We start from the raw sequence: 19,530 nt of genomic DNA on the forward strand, positions 1-19,530 counted from the left end.
GCCAACTTTCGACCATGTTTTTATTACTAGTTCTCAATTATCATATGGAAAACGATATAGGGGTTATTTGAAATTAACTATTCCTATTCTCGAGAGGAAGAAAATGAATATTCTTGAAGTAGGAGAACAAGTAGAATAGATTTCTTGTCATTCATCAGAGGCTAATTAAAAAGTTTACATAAGTTTACATAAGATTGTATAATTTAGGTTATCACAATCCATTCCAAATCTCAACTTTTTTCTTCACATTTAATTCTACGCTTGAAATAATCAAACAATAAATGAGGCTGCCTAAGGCAGCCTCAGATTAGGTCGTATGATAACTGTCGATTCTTTACAAGAAAATCTTACGCTTGTGCCGTTATGGCACGGTTCCATACAACCTGCATGCCGTTCTTGATGACGCCGAATGTATGATTGATGCCGAAATGATACGGCAAGTAGGCTAGATTAGGAGCATCGAAGATGGTCAAGTCTGCCCGCTTGCCGACTTCGATAGAGCCGATGTCTGCTGCACGTCCGATCGCAGCAGCTGCATTCAACGTGCATGCTGTCAGAATCTCTTCAGGCTGCATTTTCAAATTCAAGGATGCCAGCATGATGATGAGCTGGATCGATTCCGTCGGGCATGATCCCGGATTGTAGTCGGTCGAGAGAGCGACAGGCAGCCGGAACTTGTCGATCATATCGCGGGCGCGGGCATGCTGGGATAGACCAAGGTTGAAGGTCGTTCCCGGAAGCAGAACCGGAACAACCTTCCCTGCGGCCAGACTAGCTAATCCTTGATCGGTTGTCATTACCAGATGCTCAGCTGAGATCGCTCCCACCTCTTGCGCCAGTTCAGAGCCGCCTAGTGCAACAATTTCATCTGCATGGATTTTCGGAATAAGTCCATGGTGTCTGCCCTCCATCAAGATAACACGGGATTGCTCCACGTCAAATACGCCTTCTTCGCAAAAGATGTCGCAAAATTCCGCTAATCCTTCTGCTGCAATGGCCGGGAGCATTTCCTCAATGATTACGGCCACGAATTCCTCTGTCCGCCCCTTATACTCTTCCGGTACAGCGTGTGCTCCCATAAAGGTAGAGGCAATGTCCACCGGATGCGTATCATGAAGTCGACGCGAGACGCGCAACTGCTTCAGTTCTGTCTCCAAGTTCAGGCCATAGCCGCTCTTCGCCTCGATCGTGGTCACCCCCTGAAGCAGCATTTCATTCAGGCTTCGATAAGCCTTGTTGTACAGTTCTTGCTCGCTCCATTGCCGAGTCGATTTGACCGTGCTTAGAATTCCGCCGCCCTTCGCCAGAATATCAAGGTAGGGCACTCCTGAGCGCTTCATCGCTAGCTCGTGCTCACGGGAGCCGCCATGAACGAGATGCGTATGCGGATCGACTAACCCAGGCGTCACGATGCGGCCTCCGACATCAATCGTCTCGCGAATAGCTGCTCCTGCCAAGGCAGCCATCACTTCATCCTTATGTCCGACCAATACGATCTTTCCCTTATCAATGGCGACTGCTGCATTCGCAATTTCCTGAATTCGCCCCATCTCTTCCCCATATCTGGGTCCATTACCTTCGGGGGTGTATAAACATCCGATACCTGTTAGAAGCAAATCAATCTGTTCCAATGAAAGCAACCTCCCTCGCTGTGTATTAAGGTTAGGAAATATTCCGTTGGTACTTCGCCGTTAGTACCTTTAGTGAGCAAGTAGTTAGTAGTTTATTTATTCGCAGTTAGTAGTTAGAAAATTTCAGTCGTCAACTCGCAGTCAGCAACTTTTAATCCACTACTATCGGCAATTTCCCGTGCTGTCATGACTGCTGCGCATTGGAATACAGATTCCATGCTGCTCCGCGGTTGCAACCGCTTCGTCATATCCTGCGTCTACGTGGCGGATGACCCCCATCCCTGGATCGGTCGTCAAGACGCAGCGCAGCCGTTCCGCAGCTTCATCCGTGCCGTCGGCAACGACGACCATACCGGCGTGCAAGGAATATCCCATGCCAACGCCGCCGCCATGATGGACGGATACCCAAGAGGCCCCTGCCGATGTATTAATAAGTGCATTCAAGATTGCCCAGTCTCCTACAGCGTCAGAGCCGTCCTTCATCCCCTCCGTCTCGCGGTTCGGGGAAGCAACGGAGCCGCAGTCGAGATGATCGCGGCCAATAACGATCGGAGCGCTAAGCTCGCCTGACTTCACCATCTCATTAATCGCCAAGCCGAACTTGGCGCGATCTCCATATCCGAGCCAGCAAATACGGGCCGGCAGGCCTTGGAAGGACACCCTCTCTTGGGCCATCGCAATCCAGCGGCGCAAATGATCATTATCCGGGAACAGCTTCAATACGAGTTCATCTGTCTTGCGAATATCTTCTGGATCGCCCGATAAGGCGGCCCAGCGGAACGGCCCTTTGCCCTCGCAGAAGAGCGGACGAATATAAGCCGGAACAAAGCCTGGAAATGCGAACGCGTCTTGCACACCTTGATCGAATGCCACTTGGCGAATGTTGTTGCCGTAATCGAACACAACAGACCCGAGCTTCTGCAAGTCCAGCATCGCCTGCACGTGAACCGCCATACTGGCCTTCGCCAGCTCGATATAATGCTTCGGATCACGGACGCGAAGAGCAGCAGCATCCTCCAAGCTGTAACCAGCTGGGATGTAACCGTTGAGCGGATCATGAGCAGAAGTCTGGTCGGTTACGAAGTCGGGCTTGATGCCGCGGCGTACAAATTCAGGGAATAGCTCGGCCGCATTGCCAAGCAATCCGATCGATAACGGCCTCTGCTCATTGATTGCTTGAATTGCGAGTTCCAATGCTTCATCCAGGGTCTCGGCCAATACATCACAGTAACGCGTTTCAATGCGGCGTTCAATCCGAGAACGATCTGCCTCGACTGCAATCACGACGCCATCATTCATCGTCACAGCAAGAGGCTGGGCACCACCCATGCCGCCAAGACCAGCCGTTAATGTAAGCGTGCCGCGAAGCGTTCCTCCCGCATGCTGGCGGGCAGCTTCCGCGAACGTTTCATATGTGCCTTGGAGAATGCCTTGCGTCCCAATATAAATCCAGCTTCCCGCAGTCATCTGACCATACATCATCAGCCCTTTGCGTTCGAGCTCGCGGAAGTGATCCCAGTTCGCCCAATTCGGTACGAGCACAGAGTTCGACAAGAGTACGCGGGGTGCCCGCTCATGTGTGCGGAATACACCGACCGGCTTGCCGGATTGAATAAGCAGCGTCTCATCGCTCTCCAGCCGCTGCAGTTCACGGACAATGGCCTCGTAGGAAGGCCAGTTGCGTGCCGCCTTGCCAATCCCGCCATAGACCACCAAGTCTTCCGGTCGTTCCGCCACTTCTGGATCCAAATTGTTCATCAGCATGCGCATGGCTGCTTCCTGAACCCACCCCTTGCATGTTATTTCGTTACCGCGCGGTGCACGAATGCTTCTCTTTACCTGATTCATCTTGTTACGCCTCCTTTTCATATGAAACATGATGTACTCTTCTTGAAGTCGACTTAATATAATCGGCCTGCTACTTCCTCTACGGCATGAAGGAACTCCCCTCTGCTAAGCGCAGATGCTACTTCTTCAATCTCCTTGCTTAGAGAGCGATCCGTCGTTACTGGCGGTACAAGCTTGCGCACTAAGTCGAAGAGTGCACGCGTCGAAGGAGCCAGCTTCTCTGCGCCTCGGAACTCGGCGGCTTCTGCCGCGCAGATCAGCTCAATGGCCAGCACCTTGGACACATTGTCTACCACTTGTGCCGCATGGCGGGCAGCCGTCGTCCCCATCGATACATGATCCTCCTGATTGGCGGAGGAAGGGATCGAGTCGACGCTCGCCGGATGAGCCAACACTTTGTTCTCCGAGACGAGCGATGCGCTCACGTACTGCGGGATCATCATGCCAGACGCCATACCCGGCTGATGGCTAAGGAAAGCAGGCAGCCCACCAGACAATGCTGGATTGACAAGCCGCTCCGTGCGCCGCTCCGCGATGTTGGCCAGCTCGCTCATCCCAATTTTCAAGAAATCCATCGCAAACGCCATCGGCTGTCCATGAAAATTCCCGCCCGAGATGACTGTGCCCTGTTCCAAAAACAAGAGCGGATTATCGGTCGCTGCATTCATCTCCACATTCAACTTATCCTCTACATAAGCAAGTACCTGTCGTGATGCGCCATGAACCTGAGGCAAGCAGCGCAGGGAATAGGCATCCTGCACACGAATATCGCCTTGCTTCGTCGTCAACCGGCTGCCGCTCAGCAGTGTTCTCAGATTGGCAGCGACGCCAATCTGCTCTGGATACGGCCGGACGCGCTGAAGCTCATCCGCGAACGCATCCGTAATCCCATGCAAGCACTCCACCGTCAGAGCTGCGATCGCATCCGCCGTCTTGGCAAGCCGTAGTGCATGCACATAAGTCAGTGCACCGATTGCTGTCATAATCTGTGTGCCATTGATTAGCGACAGCCCTTCCTTGGCCTGCAGCTGTACGGGCTTCAGACCTGCCGATGCCAATGCATCATGACCGGACAAGCGCGTTCCATGATAGACAGCTTCCCCTTCACCCATTAGAACCAGCGCCAAGTGCGACAATGGGGCCAAATCTCCGCTCGCGCCAAGCGATCCCTGCTCAGGGATCACCGGATGAACGCCCCGATTCAGACAGTCAATAAGCAATTGAAGCGTTTCCAGACGAATGCCGGAGAAGCCCTTTGCGAGGGCGTTCGCCCGCAGCAACATGATCGTGCGCACCGCTGCCTCTGGCAAGGAAGAACCAACGGCACAGGCATGGCTCCGAATTAAGTTGGCTTGCAATTCTGCCGAATCCTCTGGTGAAATCATGACATCGCTGAACTTGCCGAATCCGGTGGTCACCCCATATACCACTTTATTCGCATCCACGAATTCCTCGACCATCTCACGGCATCGCGTGACGCGCTGCACAGCGTCTGATGCGAGAACAACTGGGGCGTAATCATAGGCAATCGTAGCCAGTTGACCTAGTGTCAATTGTCCTCCGTCCAGCGTGATTGGCCCCGTATGCTCTTCTTGATGCAAATGTTTAACTGCCACAACCATCCCTCTCCTTTCTTGCTTTACCAAAAGAAAGAGGCTGTGCGGAAGTTGTTAGCTTCCACACAGCCTCTTGTTCAAAAGGGCCGACCTATGAAATTGCTCATCCCAGTAACAATGATGAACGCGCATCACTATGCATCGCCCTTTCATTTGAATTAGATAGGCAAATATATCCATTTCATCTACTATTACATGTGTATTCATTTCTGTCAAGTATGGTGCATTCACAGACGTAGGGATTAAGCGCCCTTGCCATCACATCCAACATCTGTGATGCAGCCGCTGCCAACACAATTGCAAGTGAAGATGCCGCATAGTCCTCGCGATTGAGTGAGGTGATAAGCAACCCGATTCATAATGCTGAGTCTGTAGATTATAGGACTGCAGCTTACCTTCATGCAGCAGCCCCAACGCGTCTGGTCATTGCCCAAAAAAGGAGAGCTGCTGCACTGACTGAGGCTCCAAGCAAGCATACGCCGCCCCAGCCATAATGTGCATAGACATGGGTTGAAGCAATTGAGCCGCTTGCGCTGCCGATCGAATAAAACACCATGTATCCGGCAGTTAGTCGACTGCGCGCCTCCGCGCGCAAAGGAAGGGTCATCGTCTGATTCGTGACGTGTACGGCTTGCACCGCCAAGTCCAGCAGAACTATGCCAATCATTAATGCGAATAAGGACTGCTCCGTATAGCGGATGAACAACCATGAGAGCAGCAGTAGAACCAGAGAAAAGCCAGTCGTTCTCTGTCCATAGCCTCGATCAGCCAGCTTCCCCGCCCGAGCTGCCGCTAACGCTCCGGCAACACCTGCCAGTCCAAACGCCCCGATAGCACTGTATGAAAGCGATAGCGGCGGGGCACTAAGCGGCAGTACGAGTGAAGTCCACAAAATGCTGAAATCAGCAAAAATCAGCAGCGCCAGGACAGAGCGGATACGCAGCATCCGTTCTTGTACAAACAACGTAATCACGGATCCGAGCAGCTGAGCATAGGACAGTGACCTGACCTCACGCTCATAATGGGGCAGCACTCTAGCAAACATACAAACGATAAGCAGCAGCATCACGGCGGAGACCAGATATACGGCACGCCAACCTGCAAGATCCGTTACAATACCGGCAATGGACCTTGCAAGCAGAATGCCGATGACAATTCCGCTTGTGACCATGCCAACGACGCGTCCTCGTTCAGCGGGGGCAGCCATCGTTGCCGCTAGCGCCACAAGCGTCTGCGTCACTACGGCAAGCAGCCCCACCAATGCCATGCCAACAAATAGAACGGTGCTGGTAGGAGCCGTTCCCACGATAACGAGAGCAATCATGGACAATAGCATCTGTCCAATAATTAACCGACGTTGGTTCAACATATCTCCAAGTGGTACCAGCAGAAGCAAACCCACCCCATAAAAGATCTGAGTGATCGTAATCACGATGCCAATGAGCGAATGCTCAATACCAAACTCAATCGACAGCTGATCGAGCAGTGGCTGAGCGAAGTAGATATTGGCGACAGACATGCCGCAAGCTGCTGCAAACAACAGAATCACATAACGAGACATCGTCGTTCGCTGATCAGAATCAGACGTAAGCTGTGAATCCTGTGCGGAATTTCCCTTGGTATGGGCATGAATCTCTGCCTTTTCTAGAACCTCCTTCATGTTGGACACACTTTACCTCCATTCGCTTAACTTAGTGATTATTATACTGTACCGATCGATATGTTATAATTCCCAGTAAATATAGCTCACGCCAACTCTTATTGTCAACAAGTATATTTGACCTCATTAGCGTTTGTTGAAATGTCCATCCTCTCTCAATTAGGATAGTCCGACCTATATTTGACAAAAAGAACAGCAAATCATAAAATAATAGCATACTGGTCAGTACGTAAAAAGAGAGGTATGTATTGTGGCAAGAACTCGTGAATTTGACGAAGGTAAAGTATTAGATGCGGCTATGCAGCTATTTTGGGAGAAGGGATATGAGGCTACCTCGTTAAGCGATTTAACCTCCAGAATGGGTATTCAGCGCCCTAGCATATACGCTGCCTTTGGAGACAAAAAAGAATTGTTCGAAACTGCGCTACGCAAATACATGATGTCCCGGGCTTCTGAGACACGTGACAAGCTTCAAAGCCACTCTTCTGTCAAAGAAGCATTTGCTGCGTTTTTTGCAGATGTGGTTGCTGAGGAATACGCAGGTGATTGCAGTCGGGGTTGTTTTTGCATTAATACCATGGTCGAACTTGCGCCTCATGATGAGAAATTCGAAATTCTAACAAGAGAACATCAAATGTACTTGTCTGTCATTTTTCAAGAAACGATAGAACGCGGGATTCAATCAGGCGAGCTCGATGCCCATATAGAAGCGAAGGCTTTGTCACAAGCGCTCATCATCTCGCTAATTGGACTGACTGTTATGTTGAAGTCTCGTCCACAGCAATCATTTATTGATAATGCGATCAGAGCGACGCTTGCGTTGCTGAAGTAATGTAATGTAGGTCGTCTAGGAAATGAAAAAGCAGCAGTCTAGCACCCGAATAAAGTACTAGACTGCTGCTTTCTATTTTCAACTGCTGATATATCTCTCTGTTCTAATCCTCGCCTGTCTGTATCCAGACCTGATAGACGTATTGCAATTTATAAATTCGGCTCCTGCTGTGAGAACTGTTGAAGCATTCCTCTTATCTGTTCTACCAATGGGGCCGGCGCTTTATGGGGCGAACCTGCATCAAACGGAGGCTGAGGATCATATTCCAAGATCAACTGCACTCCTTTGCTTATCTCTTCACCCATTTCCCAGGCTACCAATTGGAGTGCCATATCGATACCGGAAGAGATGCCGGCCGCTGTGACGATTTTGCCATGGCGAACCACTCTCTCATTTGTTGGAATGGCTCCAAGCGAACGAAGCAGTTCGAAGGATCCCCAATGACTTGTCGCCTTGGCACCATTCAACAAGCCAGAAGCACTCAAAATCAAGGAACCGTTGCACACCGATGTCGTCCAAGTCGTGGTCTCATGCAATTGGCGTATCCAATTCAACGTCGCTTCATCATTCATCGGAGCTTTATAGTTTGGCGGGCTGCAGCCAGGCACGACAAGAATATCAGCTGAAGTAATCTCCGAGAAGCAGTAATCGGCATGCATATAGCCCATTTTTGAATCTAATTTAATCAACCCTTTTTCTTTGGCGACAAACTTCACTTTGCATTTCATTGTAGCCGCAAATACTTCATAGGGCCCAATTGCGTCTAAGGCTGTGATTCCATCGTATAGCATGATTGCGATTTCCATCCAAGACCTCTCCCTCGCGCAGATGTTTGATGCGTATCAACACAGAGTATACCATACCCCCCTATAGTATATAGGTGTCAATACTGTGAAACCACTGCCGGGTATAATGGTCTTTCAAGTAGCCGGATGGAATTTCTCGCCCTACACGAAGCACACCTAAATCAGCTCAACATCTTCACAACTGGAAAATAACGTGTACATTCACTACGCACCACCTGCGGCTCGATCAGCAATGTTATCCCCAATAATGCGCTCGCCCCTGACAGCTCTTACCTAAATCTGCAGCATTCGATCCAGCGCCTTAACAGCATCGGCCTTGATCGATTTTGGCACCGTAATGATGCCTACCGGCTTGCCTTGGTCAATCTGCTCCAATGACCAGAGCAAATGAGGCAGGTCGATCCGATTCATCGTTAAGCACGGGCACATATTCGGATTGAGCGATTCAATCTGCTTATCCGGGTGAGTATGGATGATGCGGTTCACGAGATTCATTTCCGTTCCGATGGCCCACTTCGTTCCGGGTTCCGCAGCATTGATCGTATCAATGATATACTTCGTGGATCCTGCATAATCCGATAACGCAACGACTTCACGCGAGCATTCAGGGTGAACGATAATGTGAATCTCTGGATCTCGCTCCCGAACACTGCGAATATTGTCTACCGTGAACTTCTCATGTACTGAACAATGCCCCTTCCATAAGATAACCTGAATGGCTTGCACATCCTCACGATCTGTCACCAGCTCGCCCAGCTCCGGATCCCACAACGCCATGTCGTGCAGCGAAATGCCCAGATCATAAGCCGTATTCCGCCCTAGATGCTGATCCGGCAGGAAGAGGATTCGCTCCTTCTGCTTGAACGCCCATGCCAATACTTCCTTCGCGTTAGATGAAGTTACTGTCGCGCCTCCATGTCGGCCAACGAAGGCTTTAATCTCAGCCGATGAATTGACATAGGTTAACGGAATAATGGTGTCTCCATACACTGCCTGCAGACGTTCCCACGCCACCTCGGTCTGCTGCATATTGGCCATATCCGCCATCGAACAGCCAGCACGCATATCTGGGAGCACAACGACTTGACTCGGAGATGACAGCATGTCAGCTGTCTCCGCCATGAAGTGAACACCGCAAAAGACAATAAACTCCGCATCTGTAATTCGCTGAGCAAGCTGCAGCGAATCCCCAGTAATGTCGGCAAACTGAATGACCTCATCTTTCTGATAATGGTGGCCGGGAATCAACAATCTCGAGCCGAACCGCTGCTTGATATCACGCACCCGCTGCTCCATCTCTTCCACACTCAGCCGCTTATAGTGCTCAGGCATCATGCCATGTTCGCCTCTCATCGCTTCCAATATGGACATCGTCTCTCTCCCCCTCTTTTCCTTAACGAAGTTCTACATCCATGCTAATGTCTAGACTGTGTACCGAATGAGTCAAAAATCCGAGCGATATATAATCTACACCTGTTCCCCGATACTGGTGAAGCGTGTTGAACGTAATGCCGCCTGATGCCTCAGTTATGATGCTTTCTGGTGTTAATGATGCGAAGTGCTTCACTTCTTCCGGTGAGCGGTTATCGAACATAATGACATCTGCCTGCGCTGCAATGGCCTCCAACAGCTGTGCCTCCGATTCAATCTCTACCTCAATCCGAATCATGTGGCCGGCATAAGATCTCGCTCGTCTAACCGCCTCTGTGATCGAGCCGCAAGCCGCAATATGATTGTCCTTGATCATAATGCCGTCATATAGACCGAAGCGATGATTATAGCCGCCGCCTACACGCACCGCATACTTGTCGAGCATGCGCAGACCCGGCATCGTCTTGCGCGTATCACAAATTCGGGTATGCTCGTTATCGAGCAGCCGAATCGCTTGTCGCGTCTGAGTCGCAATCGCAGACATGCGCTGCAGCAAGTTCAGGACAACGCGCTCTCCAGTCAGCATTGCTCCCGCAGATCCTTGTAAGACTGCTATTGGTTCTCCCTTAGATAGAGAGTCCCCATCTCGCTTCTGCAAGGAAATCTGAATCCCCTCTGACATTAGCCGAAAGCCCTCTGTAATGACATCCGTCCCTGCAAGCAATCCGTCCGCTTTACTTTTAATAACCGCTTCGCACTGTTCGCCGTCAAATAGAAATGACGATGTCTGATCCCCGCTTCCGATATCCTCCGCATAGAAGGATTCCAGCAGCCGTCTTAACTGAAAACGTTCCATGATGGCACAATCCTTTCGTTACGCACAATTTGAGTTCCTGTCAGGGAATGGACAATTTGTCTACTTCCCCAATTATGATAATCACGATTCGGACAATCGCTCCGGTAATGAGCCCCGCGGCTCTCCTCCCGCAGCAAAGCAGACTCGGTAACAAGTTGTGCCAGCTGCCACAAGTTCGCAAGCTCCAACTGGTCCCTTGTGATTTTTTGCACTTTTAAGGCCTGTGTCGGCATCTCCATTAACCACTGCTTCATGCCCTGCAATTGTTCCCGATTCCGTTCAATTGCTGCTGCCGCCGTCATTCTACGCTGAAGCTCAGCAAGCGACGTCTGCGGAACCTGTATCGAAATGGAGTGCTGCACATTACCATCAACTATTTCAGCCTCGACTTCTTTAGCCATGCCTACTTCGCCAGTAATTGCTGCTTCACCCGTGAATGCTCCAGTCGCTCTGGTTCCTCTGACAACGTTTGCCTCTACCTCGTCGGCCCGTGATCCCAGTTTCCCGAGTTCACTCGCACGAATTCGCATTGCCGCCCTGCGCCCTGTAACTAGTGCTTCCAGCAATGAATTGCTTGCTAGACGATTAGCTCCATGGAGTCCGTTGCAGCCGGCTTCCCCAATCGCAAATAATCCGTGAATACTGCTCTCTGCCCATTCATTAACTTGAATGCCCCCCATGAGGAAGTGCATGCCCGGGGCTACTGGAATCCGTCCCTTCTCCAGATCTACACCAGCTTCTTCACAAAGTCGCGTAATACTCGGGAAGCGACTTCGAAACTCTAGACATGCTTGAATATCTATATACACCGCATGCCCTTGCCGCATCTCTTCATGAATCACTCGAGCTACGACATCACGTGGAGCCAAATCCTTAAGTTCATGTCTGCCTTCCATAATCCGGCGGCCATGCTCGTCAATTAACACACCGCCTTCCCCGCGCACCGCTTCCGACACTAGTCCATAGCTGCGGTCGTCCTTCACAAGCAATGTCGGATGAAACTGCATGAATTCAAGATCCGTTAGATGCGCTCCTGCACGATAGGCCAGCATTAGCCCATCGCCGGTTGCAATCTGATGATTGCTGTGATGGCGATACAGGCTGCCACATCCTCCTGTGGCTAACACGACATGATCAGCATGAAGCGTCTCGATCTGCCCTTCCTTGCTTCGGAGAACAACACCATTGCAGTGCCCTTTCTCCACAAGAAGATCAATTACAGTAACATATTCACGGATTTGAACATGACTCGGGATCTGCTGCAGCAAATACTCCACCAGCATCCTGCCAGAGGCGTCACCGCCAGCATGAAAGATCCGATTCGCACGATGAGCACCTTCACGTCCAAGCATTAGCCTGCCATCGCGATCACGGTCAAAAGGAAACTGAGCCTCTACAAGCTCAAGCATAATCTCCTTGCCCTCCCGAATGACCGTCTGCACCATGTTCAGGTCGTTATGCCCCGCTCCGGCTTCAAGTGTATCTGCGATATGACTAAGCATCGTATCATCTGGCAAGTAGGAGGTAGCAATCCCCCCTTGTGCCAGAATCGAGTTGCTGTCTGACACCGTTCCCTTGGTTAATACAGTTGCGTGTATATGTGGAGGCAGCGAGGATAGTAACGACAGTGCCGCGACTCCAGAACCCACAACAATAACGGAGTGTTCTCCCTTTTCCATATCTCTTCACTTCTTTATTTCGAAAATAAGTGCATGAACTTTACAAACAAATAATCATATAATATACATGTGTCTTTACACCTGTATTGACAGTAAATCTGATACAACATTACAATAAGCTCAGTCACTTTGCAAGCAAGGATTTTGATAAAGGCAACTCATTCCTGGATAGACATGGGAAAAGTGACTGCATGATGAGTAACAAATAACAAGAATATAAAGGGGACTTTCACCGTTGATATATTTGGATTACGCCGCTGCTGCACCTATGGATGAACGTGCGCTGCACCTACTAACCGAATTAAGCCGCGAAGCATACGGCAATAGTCACAGCCTTCATGACACAGGCGGCCGTGCAGCAAATGTGCTGGAATACTGCCGAGAGAAGCTGGCAAGTATGATAGGCGGAGTTAAGGAAGGCATATATTTTACGAGCGGAGGATCGGAGTCGAATCTATTGACGATTCAATCCATTCTCAAAGGGTTGCCAGAGGGGAGAAAGCATCTTGTCACAACAGTAATGGAGCACGCCTCCATCCGTAATGCCCTTTCCTATCTGGAACGGCTAGGGTACCGGGTGACGCTCATTGAGCCGAATGCGGGAGGCATCATTACGAAGGAAATTCTTGAACAAGCACTTGAACCGGACACAGGCTTAGTATCCATTCAGCATGCCAATTCCGAGACAGGAATTGTGCAGCCGTTGGCTGATCTGTCGCCTCTACTCAGAGCACGAGGCATTTTCCTGCATAGTGATATGGTTCAGACATTTGGCAAGCTCCCGATTGATATCCGCCAGTTGGGGGTCGATGCCTGCTCGCTGTCCAGCCACAAAGTGTATGGCCCCAAAGGGGTGGGAGCTTCCTACCTTCATCCACGAGTCCCTTGGCAGCCTGTCCTGCCAGGAACCAACCATGAACGAGGCTTTCGCGCGGGCACAGTCAATGTTCCCGGTATTGGCGCCTTCGTGACTGCTGCCGAGCATTGCGTGGAGCATCAAGCTAAGCTGTTCTCACACTTCCGGCAGCTTTATACTTATTTGTTCACCCAAGCTGGGCGGCTTGGAATTCCACTCACCCCTGCTGTTAACGAACAATACGCCGAAGTTGCTCCACATATTGCCGGGTGCCTCTTTGACGGGATGGAGGGCCAATATGTTATGCTAGAATGTAATCGCAACGGAATCTGCATTTCGACCGGAACGGCCTGTGCAGCAGGCCATCAGGAGCCTTCCCCCTCTCTTGCGGCTATTGGACTTCGCAAGGAGGAAGCGCTTCGGTTTATCCGCATTTCCTTCGGCAGATCCACAACAACTGAGCATCTGGACCGCCTGTTAACATTGCTGGCGTCCTTGAAAGGAGCAAATCCAATTGGCGACTAACATCAAGCTGACAGGCGAAGAGCGCCGAACGAAGCTGCTGGATTGGCTGAAGTCCTCCTCTCCACTCACAGGAACCGAGTTGGCCCAACGAGCCAATGTATCACGCCAAGTAATCGTGCAAGATATGACCTTGCTAAAGGCGCGCAATGAACCCATTCTCGCGACTAGCCAAGGATACGTATACATGGATCAAAGCACAAAAGAAAACGCCTCGTTGTTCGAGCGAGTAATTGCTGTTCAGCACGCACCCGAGCAAAGTGAGGAAGAACTGCTGCTTATCGTCGATTATGGCGTAGGCGTCAAGGATGTTATCGTGGAACACCCCATATACGGGCAAATCTCGGCACAAATCCGCGTTAATACCCGCAAAGAGGTATATGATTTCATGAACAATATCCGCAGCAGCGGAGCAGCCTTCATCTCAGAGCTTACGAATGGAATTCATCTCCATACCTTGACCTCCCCAAGCAAAGAGCGATTGGATGAAGTATGCGAAGCGCTCAAAAAGGTCGGGTTCCTTATTACGGACTAAGCACAGGCACATTCTTACGGATAGAGGTCTAATTGACGTCTACATAGTTGCTGTGAGACAAAGAGATTCTCGATAATGGTAAATGAAAAGCGGCAGTATCAGGAATGTCGAATCCTGAGCTGCCGCTTTCCGATATATACATCTTCATGACGCTAACATCACGAGCAACACGAACATCATGCTTTACTTCTACAGGTCATCAACCTGTGCAGGCCTTGTATAGAACTAGAACTCAAGATCATCCTACTCTACTGTGATGCGCAGAGATACTTGTTTGCCGCCATATGAAAAGGTAAGGACTGCCTTCCCTTTACTTACTGCAGTAATCATCCCTTGATTGGCAGTCGCCTTGCCGTTCGACTTCGACTTGGCAAGTGACGTGACATCAGACGTGTTACCGCTGCTGTATACTGCCTGTACTCGATAGCTCGTCGACTGATGAGGCGCAAGCTTCGCCGTCGATGCCACAACGGTCAGCTTTTTCAACTTTGGTGTGACTTGAACCGGGATTTCAAACGTACGATCACCGTACACGCCCACAATTCTCGTCGTTCCCTCCGTAAGTCCTTTTACGCCGGAAACGGTTACTTTGGCAATTTGATCATTGCCGGACTTCCATGCTATCTTGCCAGCAAGAGACACCTTTTTGCCGCTCGATAAAGTGCCGATTACTTTAATGGGCTTTGCAGCTCCCGCTTCCACCACGAGAGATGTAGGCTGAACATCAATACTCACCAAGTTTTCCTGTAGTACAACGGGAAGAGTTACACCTTTCCCTCCATAATACAGTTTTACGCTGACGCTTCCCTTTGGCTGCCCCACCGCCGTAACGACACCGCTGCCAACATCGATGCCCTGACCTGACGCTTTCGCCGTCACCTGTGAAGTTACATCTCTTGTGCTCCCGCCCGCATAGACCGCTTGAACGGAAAAAGCCGCAGACTTCCCGGGAGACAGTACCACCTTCGTAGGAGTTACAATTAGTTTTTTAATCGTAGCAGTAACGTGTACGGAAATATCGAACCTTTGTTGACCATATACGCCTGTAACGATCGTACTTCCTTCCGCCACTCCTTTAATCGTTGCCCCGCTCATTTTCACAACTTGCTCATTGCCTGACTGCCACTGCACCTTCGATCCAAGCGATACTTTTTTGCCATTAGATTCATATCCGTATACTTTAATCGACTTTGAGGAACCCGCACCTAATGTGACAGAATTAGATGGACTCACGTCATATTTCACAAACTCCTTAACGGAACCTGGCTGATTGCCGTATGTCACTGACACCGCATCGCTCTGGGCATGTAAACTTGTTGGGCATGATAAGGCTAGGATAAGCATCGAACAAACGATGAGCCACCCAATGCCAATGCGGCCTTTTCTAACTTCCAATACTGACTTCATAATTTCTCCTCTCTCAACAATTAGGTTCTCTTTGTATAGCTAACGATTAGACTATGGTGGAATCAAAAAAGTTCACCTGTCCAATTATTTACTATATTATTTATTAACGGCTTATCGTGAGAAAAAGTGAACATCTCGCACGCGGTATAAGGTTTCCTTCTCAATCCTCCAGCTAGGTTATGTAAGAAACTACTGCAAAGAAAATCAATCTTGATGAAGATTACTCATTGGCACAAAAAAAAGAATCCATTTTGAATAATGACAAATCAAAATGGATTCTTTGTATTGAATGTTCCGTTTACATAGTACTTAATTATTTATGAAACTTTACACGCTCTTCTAACGGTTTGAATTGCTTTTCACCTGGTGCAGCTGTTGGATTACCAAATGGCATTTGCGCAATAAGTTTCCAATTAGCAGGGATATTCCATTCTTTTTTCACTTCATCATCAATCAGTGGATTGTAATGCTGCAAAGATGCTCCCAATCCTTCTGCTTCCAATCCTGTCCATACCACTAATTGGTGCATACCTGATGCTTGGTTTGACCAAATTGGGAAGTTGTCAGCATATGCAGTAAATTGTTCTTGAAGTGATTTCACTACAGCCTCATCTTCAAAGAATAATACAGTACCATAACCTGCTTTGAAGGAATCCATTTTTTGTTGTGTTCCTGAAAAGTCTCCATTACCAACTACTTTTCTCAATGTTTCCGTTGTAATGTCCCATAATTTATTATGGGCCTCACCAGACAATACTACCAAACGTGAAGATTGTGAATTGAACGCTGACGGAGTGTGTTTCACAGCAAATTCGACGATTTCTTTGATTCTTTCATCTGATACTTTGACCTCTTTATTGATTCCGTAATAAGTACGTCTTTCTTTAAGTGCAGTGTAGAAATCTTTAGTCATCGTTTTCTTCCTCCTAAATTCGATTATCCTTTAAATCGATATATGTTGTGGAAACATGTGTAAATAAATTAATTGCATCATTTTCAATACTTTTTCATCCATCCTCAATTAATGTATCCTGCGTGTTTCGCATTTATACAAATATGAACAACAGCTATTTGGGATGGCACTACTTTATCTTGGACTAAAGTATCTCTAATTCGAGATAATTATATAAAATAAAATGAATATAGTCAACAAGAAAGAAAAATGACTTTTGAATTTTAGGGTCTAACGTCTTGCAAAAGCGGGATACAAAAAGACATCTCTAGAACGAGATGCCTTTTTGATAAAAGAATCTATTCGCCTACCCAGTCGAGTTTCACTTTGCCGTTGGTGATTTTACCACCTGGAGCACCGTTATACCACAATTGAACTCGGTAAGTACCCGCTTTAAGTTTAGTGTACGTGTGTGCCTTAATATTGTCGGTGAAAATGTCCTCTTTAACCATATCCCATGAGCTTCCATTCTTTTTTTGAAGCTGCATGTAGAGTAAAGTGTCTTTTGGATATGTTGCGTAAGCTGTCACAGCTACATACTTACCCTCATCAACAATCATATTTTTTTTGACGAGGAGATTAGTAGATATTGAATCAAATGTTCCTTCGTAATGCATGTTTGTTGATGCTGAAATCGTTGGATTGTTACTAGGTGTTGAAGCATATGATGCGTTTACTTGAGACGATACTTGTTCTGCATTTGCAGCAGGCACAATAGATATAACCGAGAGAGCCGCCAATAAAGCCAAGAAAGGAATTTTCTTCATAACAATCGCTCCATTTATAATTTTTGGCGATGCTGTCTGGACAAAGATGGAACTATTTTATAGAAATAATAGAATATACTGTATTCTTTGGCAAGTGAAATTAATAATAAATATAAATAATTCATTATACTATAAATGGATTTGAGGCATAAAAACAGCCCGTGAATTTCACGGACTTATTTGGAGAAGTTGATTATTGCCACTAATCTATCAAAGCTCTCTCTTCTAACTAATCAACCCTTCTTCCTTCGCCTTGTCAACTGCATCTTGCCTGTTATTTACGCCTAGCTTGGAATAGAGGATAGATATATAATTGCGGATCGTTCCTTCCGAAAGATTCATGCTAGCGGCGATAGCTTTGTAACGTGATCCACGGTGCAGTAGATCCAACAACTCGAACTCGCGTTTAATTAATCCATATGAATTATCCCAAATGATATTCCCACGTTCCTTGAGCTGCACCCGCTGCTGCTTCATCTCTTCGAATACTTGCTCCGCGATCTCCTGGGTGATGGACATGCCTCCAGCATGAATGAGGCGAATCGTGTCGATTAACTCCTTGGGCTGTATGGATTTCAACAAATATCCCACTGCCCCGTACTGAAGTGCGGTCACCGCTTGTTCTACATCACTGAAGGTACTCATTACGATCACTTGTAGATCAGGCCACTTTTCCTTAATCACTTGTAAAGCTTCGATTCCATCCATTTCAGGCATACGGACATCCATCAAGATAACATCTGGATGAACCTGCTCGCACAACTCAACGGCTAATTTTCCATTTCCGGCCGTTCCTACTACCTGCAGATCCTGTTGATTATCAAGTATCATGCTAAGACTATCGACAATCAACTGCTGATCGTCGACGATAACAAGCCGTATCTTGCTATGCACAATATCATTTCTAGGCACTGTACAGAGCACGACCGTCCCTTCATCACGATGAGAGTGGACGGATAAGTGGCCTGACAACTCTAGCAAGCGCTCCTTCATCGTCGAAAGCCCAAAGCCTGGCTGCAACTGCTCATTACCTACCCCATTATCTTGAATTTGCAAACGCAATTGATTCGCTTCGAAATGCAAATGAACCTCGATGGCCGTTGCTTGTCCGTGACGAGCCGCATTCGTCAATGCCTCCTGTAGACAACGGTACAATGTTAATTTGATCGGATTAGGCACGGCATACTCTTCACCTAATGTTCGATACTTAACTTCAATCCTTGTTGTATCCTTGAATTTGCTAACCAGCTTTTGTAGAGAAATCGTAAAAGATGCAGGTAGGGTAGATGACGACATTTGATGCAAGTGAGTTCGAACTTCTTCTAGTCCACTGCGGGCAGAGCGCAGAAGAGCATCAATGCGTTCAGTTTGATCGCCTGTTGCCGCCTGACGCAGCGACTCCATTCCCATAATGAGTGAAGTCAACGTATGGCCGATCGTATCGTGCAGCTCCTTAGATAGTCGATTTCGCTCCTCGACTAACGTCATCTGTTCAACCTGAGTCACATGTTGTTCCAAAATCCGATTTTGCTCCTTGATCACTTGCCCCTGTCTATGCGTAAGTACCGCTAATTGAAAGGCATATCCCAAGGCAAATACAATCCCATAATGCAAAATGACGTCTACAATAATATCAATCCAACTTATTTTACTTACCCAGCCGAGAATAAACGGGATGACACCAGAAGATAGAATCGCTGTCCATCGGTAAGTAGGATTACTGCTTAGAAAGCCAATGACAAATACAATCGGGGCATATTGCCATACATTCGATATCCCATACAGATTTAGGAAAATAACAAAACTCCCCGACAACACAATTTCAGCAATCAAATACCACTGCAAATGATACTGTTGAAGCCAAAGCGGGATGAATAATGGAACAAAGGAGAGCCCCATAGCTGCCCAAAGTGGTATCGGCAATCCTCGCTCATGCAATATGCATAGACTAATCACGAGCGTGATCCACCATGAGATCCGTATACATAACATGACCCAATCTGACCACAACCATCGCTTCATCCATTCTTTCATAGGAATACCTCAATCCTTCATCAGATATCTACAAGTTACACCACATACAACCTAATTGAGAACCATTAATTTCTGAAATAAATGATTGAACCTTCGTGCGGAATGAGGTCTAGTATAAGAAGAAAGAGCAACCGTATCCCGATTGCTCCAGAAATGAT

The 19,530-nt window shown here is 48.2% G+C and carries 15 protein-coding genes; 3 read left to right on the forward strand and 12 right to left on the reverse strand.

Features of this window, described 5'->3' with window-relative positions; genetic code table 11:
* Positions 1–347 precede the first annotated feature (347 nt).
* From hutI to PBN151_RS03185, 4 genes are all read right to left on the reverse strand, one after another.
* The gene (hutI, locus tag PBN151_RS03170) at positions 348–1,631 is read right to left on the reverse strand and encodes an imidazolonepropionase (protein ID WP_072727619.1); all 1,284 of its coding nucleotides are present in this window, start codon (positions 1,629–1,631) and stop codon (positions 348–350) included.
* Between the two features lie 162 nt (positions 1,632–1,793).
* The gene (hutU, locus tag PBN151_RS03175; RefSeq protein ID WP_072727620.1) at positions 1,794–3,479 is read right to left on the reverse strand and encodes a urocanate hydratase; all 1,686 of its coding nucleotides are present in this window, start codon (positions 3,477–3,479) and stop codon (positions 1,794–1,796) included.
* 53 nt (positions 3,480–3,532) lie between these two features.
* Positions 3,533–5,095: a histidine ammonia-lyase gene (gene hutH, locus PBN151_RS03180; RefSeq protein ID WP_072727621.1), complete on the reverse strand. Its 1,563-nt coding sequence runs from the start codon at positions 5,093–5,095 to the stop codon at positions 3,533–3,535.
* 397 nt (positions 5,096–5,492) lie between these two features.
* Positions 5,493–6,755: an MFS transporter gene (locus PBN151_RS03185; protein WP_072727765.1), complete on the reverse strand. Its 1,263-nt coding sequence runs from the start codon at positions 6,753–6,755 to the stop codon at positions 5,493–5,495.
* A gap of 250 nt (positions 6,756–7,005) precedes the next feature.
* On the opposite strand from PBN151_RS03185, the gene PBN151_RS03190 reads away from it, so the two are divergent.
* Positions 7,006–7,587: a TetR/AcrR family transcriptional regulator gene (locus PBN151_RS03190; protein ID WP_021259688.1), complete on the forward strand. Its 582-nt coding sequence runs from the start codon at positions 7,006–7,008 to the stop codon at positions 7,585–7,587.
* Positions 7,588–7,736: 149 nt separating this feature from the next.
* Here the strand turns inward: PBN151_RS03190 and PBN151_RS03195 are convergent, their stop codons facing one another.
* The 4 genes from PBN151_RS03195 to nadB form a co-directional block, all read right to left on the reverse strand.
* Complete coding sequence (locus PBN151_RS03195) at positions 7,737–8,393, reverse strand: DJ-1/PfpI family protein (RefSeq protein WP_072727622.1); 657 nt, start codon at positions 8,391–8,393, stop codon at positions 7,737–7,739.
* Positions 8,394–8,666: 273 nt separating this feature from the next.
* Positions 8,667–9,764, reverse strand: coding sequence for a quinolinate synthase NadA (gene nadA, locus PBN151_RS03200; protein ID WP_072727623.1), 1,098 nt, complete (start codon positions 9,762–9,764; stop codon positions 8,667–8,669).
* A 22-nt stretch (positions 9,765–9,786) separates the two neighbouring features.
* Positions 9,787–10,620, reverse strand: coding sequence for a carboxylating nicotinate-nucleotide diphosphorylase (nadC, locus tag PBN151_RS03205; RefSeq protein ID WP_072727624.1), 834 nt, complete (start codon positions 10,618–10,620; stop codon positions 9,787–9,789).
* Positions 10,602–12,299: an L-aspartate oxidase gene (gene nadB / locus PBN151_RS03210; RefSeq protein WP_072727625.1), complete on the reverse strand. Its 1,698-nt coding sequence runs from the start codon at positions 12,297–12,299 to the stop codon at positions 10,602–10,604. Before nadB ends, nadC begins: the two co-directional genes overlap by 19 nt.
* 235 nt (positions 12,300–12,534) lie before the next feature.
* On the opposite strand from nadB, the gene PBN151_RS03215 reads away from it, so the two are divergent.
* Positions 12,535–13,680 carry an IscS subfamily cysteine desulfurase gene (locus PBN151_RS03215; RefSeq protein WP_072727626.1) on the forward strand — a complete coding sequence of 382 codons (1,146 nt, stop codon included), beginning with the start codon at positions 12,535–12,537 and terminating at the stop codon, positions 13,678–13,680.
* Positions 13,670–14,212 (forward strand): transcription repressor NadR, encoded by a 543-nt coding sequence (locus PBN151_RS03220; protein ID WP_072727627.1) that lies wholly within the window; start codon positions 13,670–13,672, stop codon positions 14,210–14,212. Before PBN151_RS03215 ends, PBN151_RS03220 begins: the two co-directional genes overlap by 11 nt.
* 243 nt (positions 14,213–14,455) lie before the next feature.
* Here the strand turns inward: PBN151_RS03220 and PBN151_RS03225 are convergent, their stop codons facing one another.
* The 4 genes from PBN151_RS03225 to PBN151_RS03240 all read right to left on the reverse strand — a co-directional run bounded on the left by PBN151_RS03225 (position 14,456) and on the right by PBN151_RS03240 (position 19,360).
* On the reverse strand, positions 14,456–15,619 hold the full coding sequence (locus PBN151_RS03225; protein ID WP_072727628.1) for an Ig-like domain-containing protein: 1,164 nt from the start codon (positions 15,617–15,619) through the stop codon (positions 14,456–14,458).
* 313 nt (positions 15,620–15,932) lie between these two features.
* Positions 15,933–16,532, reverse strand: a complete 600-nt coding sequence (locus PBN151_RS03230) for a nitroreductase family protein (protein WP_072727629.1) — start codon at positions 16,530–16,532, stop codon at positions 15,933–15,935.
* 338 nt (positions 16,533–16,870) lie between these two features.
* Positions 16,871–17,338, reverse strand: a complete 468-nt coding sequence (locus PBN151_RS03235) for a hypothetical protein (RefSeq protein ID WP_072727630.1) — start codon at positions 17,336–17,338, stop codon at positions 16,871–16,873.
* Between the two features lie 225 nt (positions 17,339–17,563).
* A complete protein-coding gene (locus PBN151_RS03240) occupies positions 17,564–19,360 on the reverse strand; it encodes a helix-turn-helix transcriptional regulator (protein ID WP_175560593.1) in 1,797 nt (598 codons plus the stop codon).
* Between the last annotated feature and the right edge of the window lie 170 nt (positions 19,361–19,530).

This window comes from Paenibacillus sp. NAIST15-1, from assembly GCF_001894745.1.
Lineage (GTDB): Bacteria > Bacillota > Bacilli > Paenibacillales > Paenibacillaceae > Paenibacillus_B > Paenibacillus_B suaedae.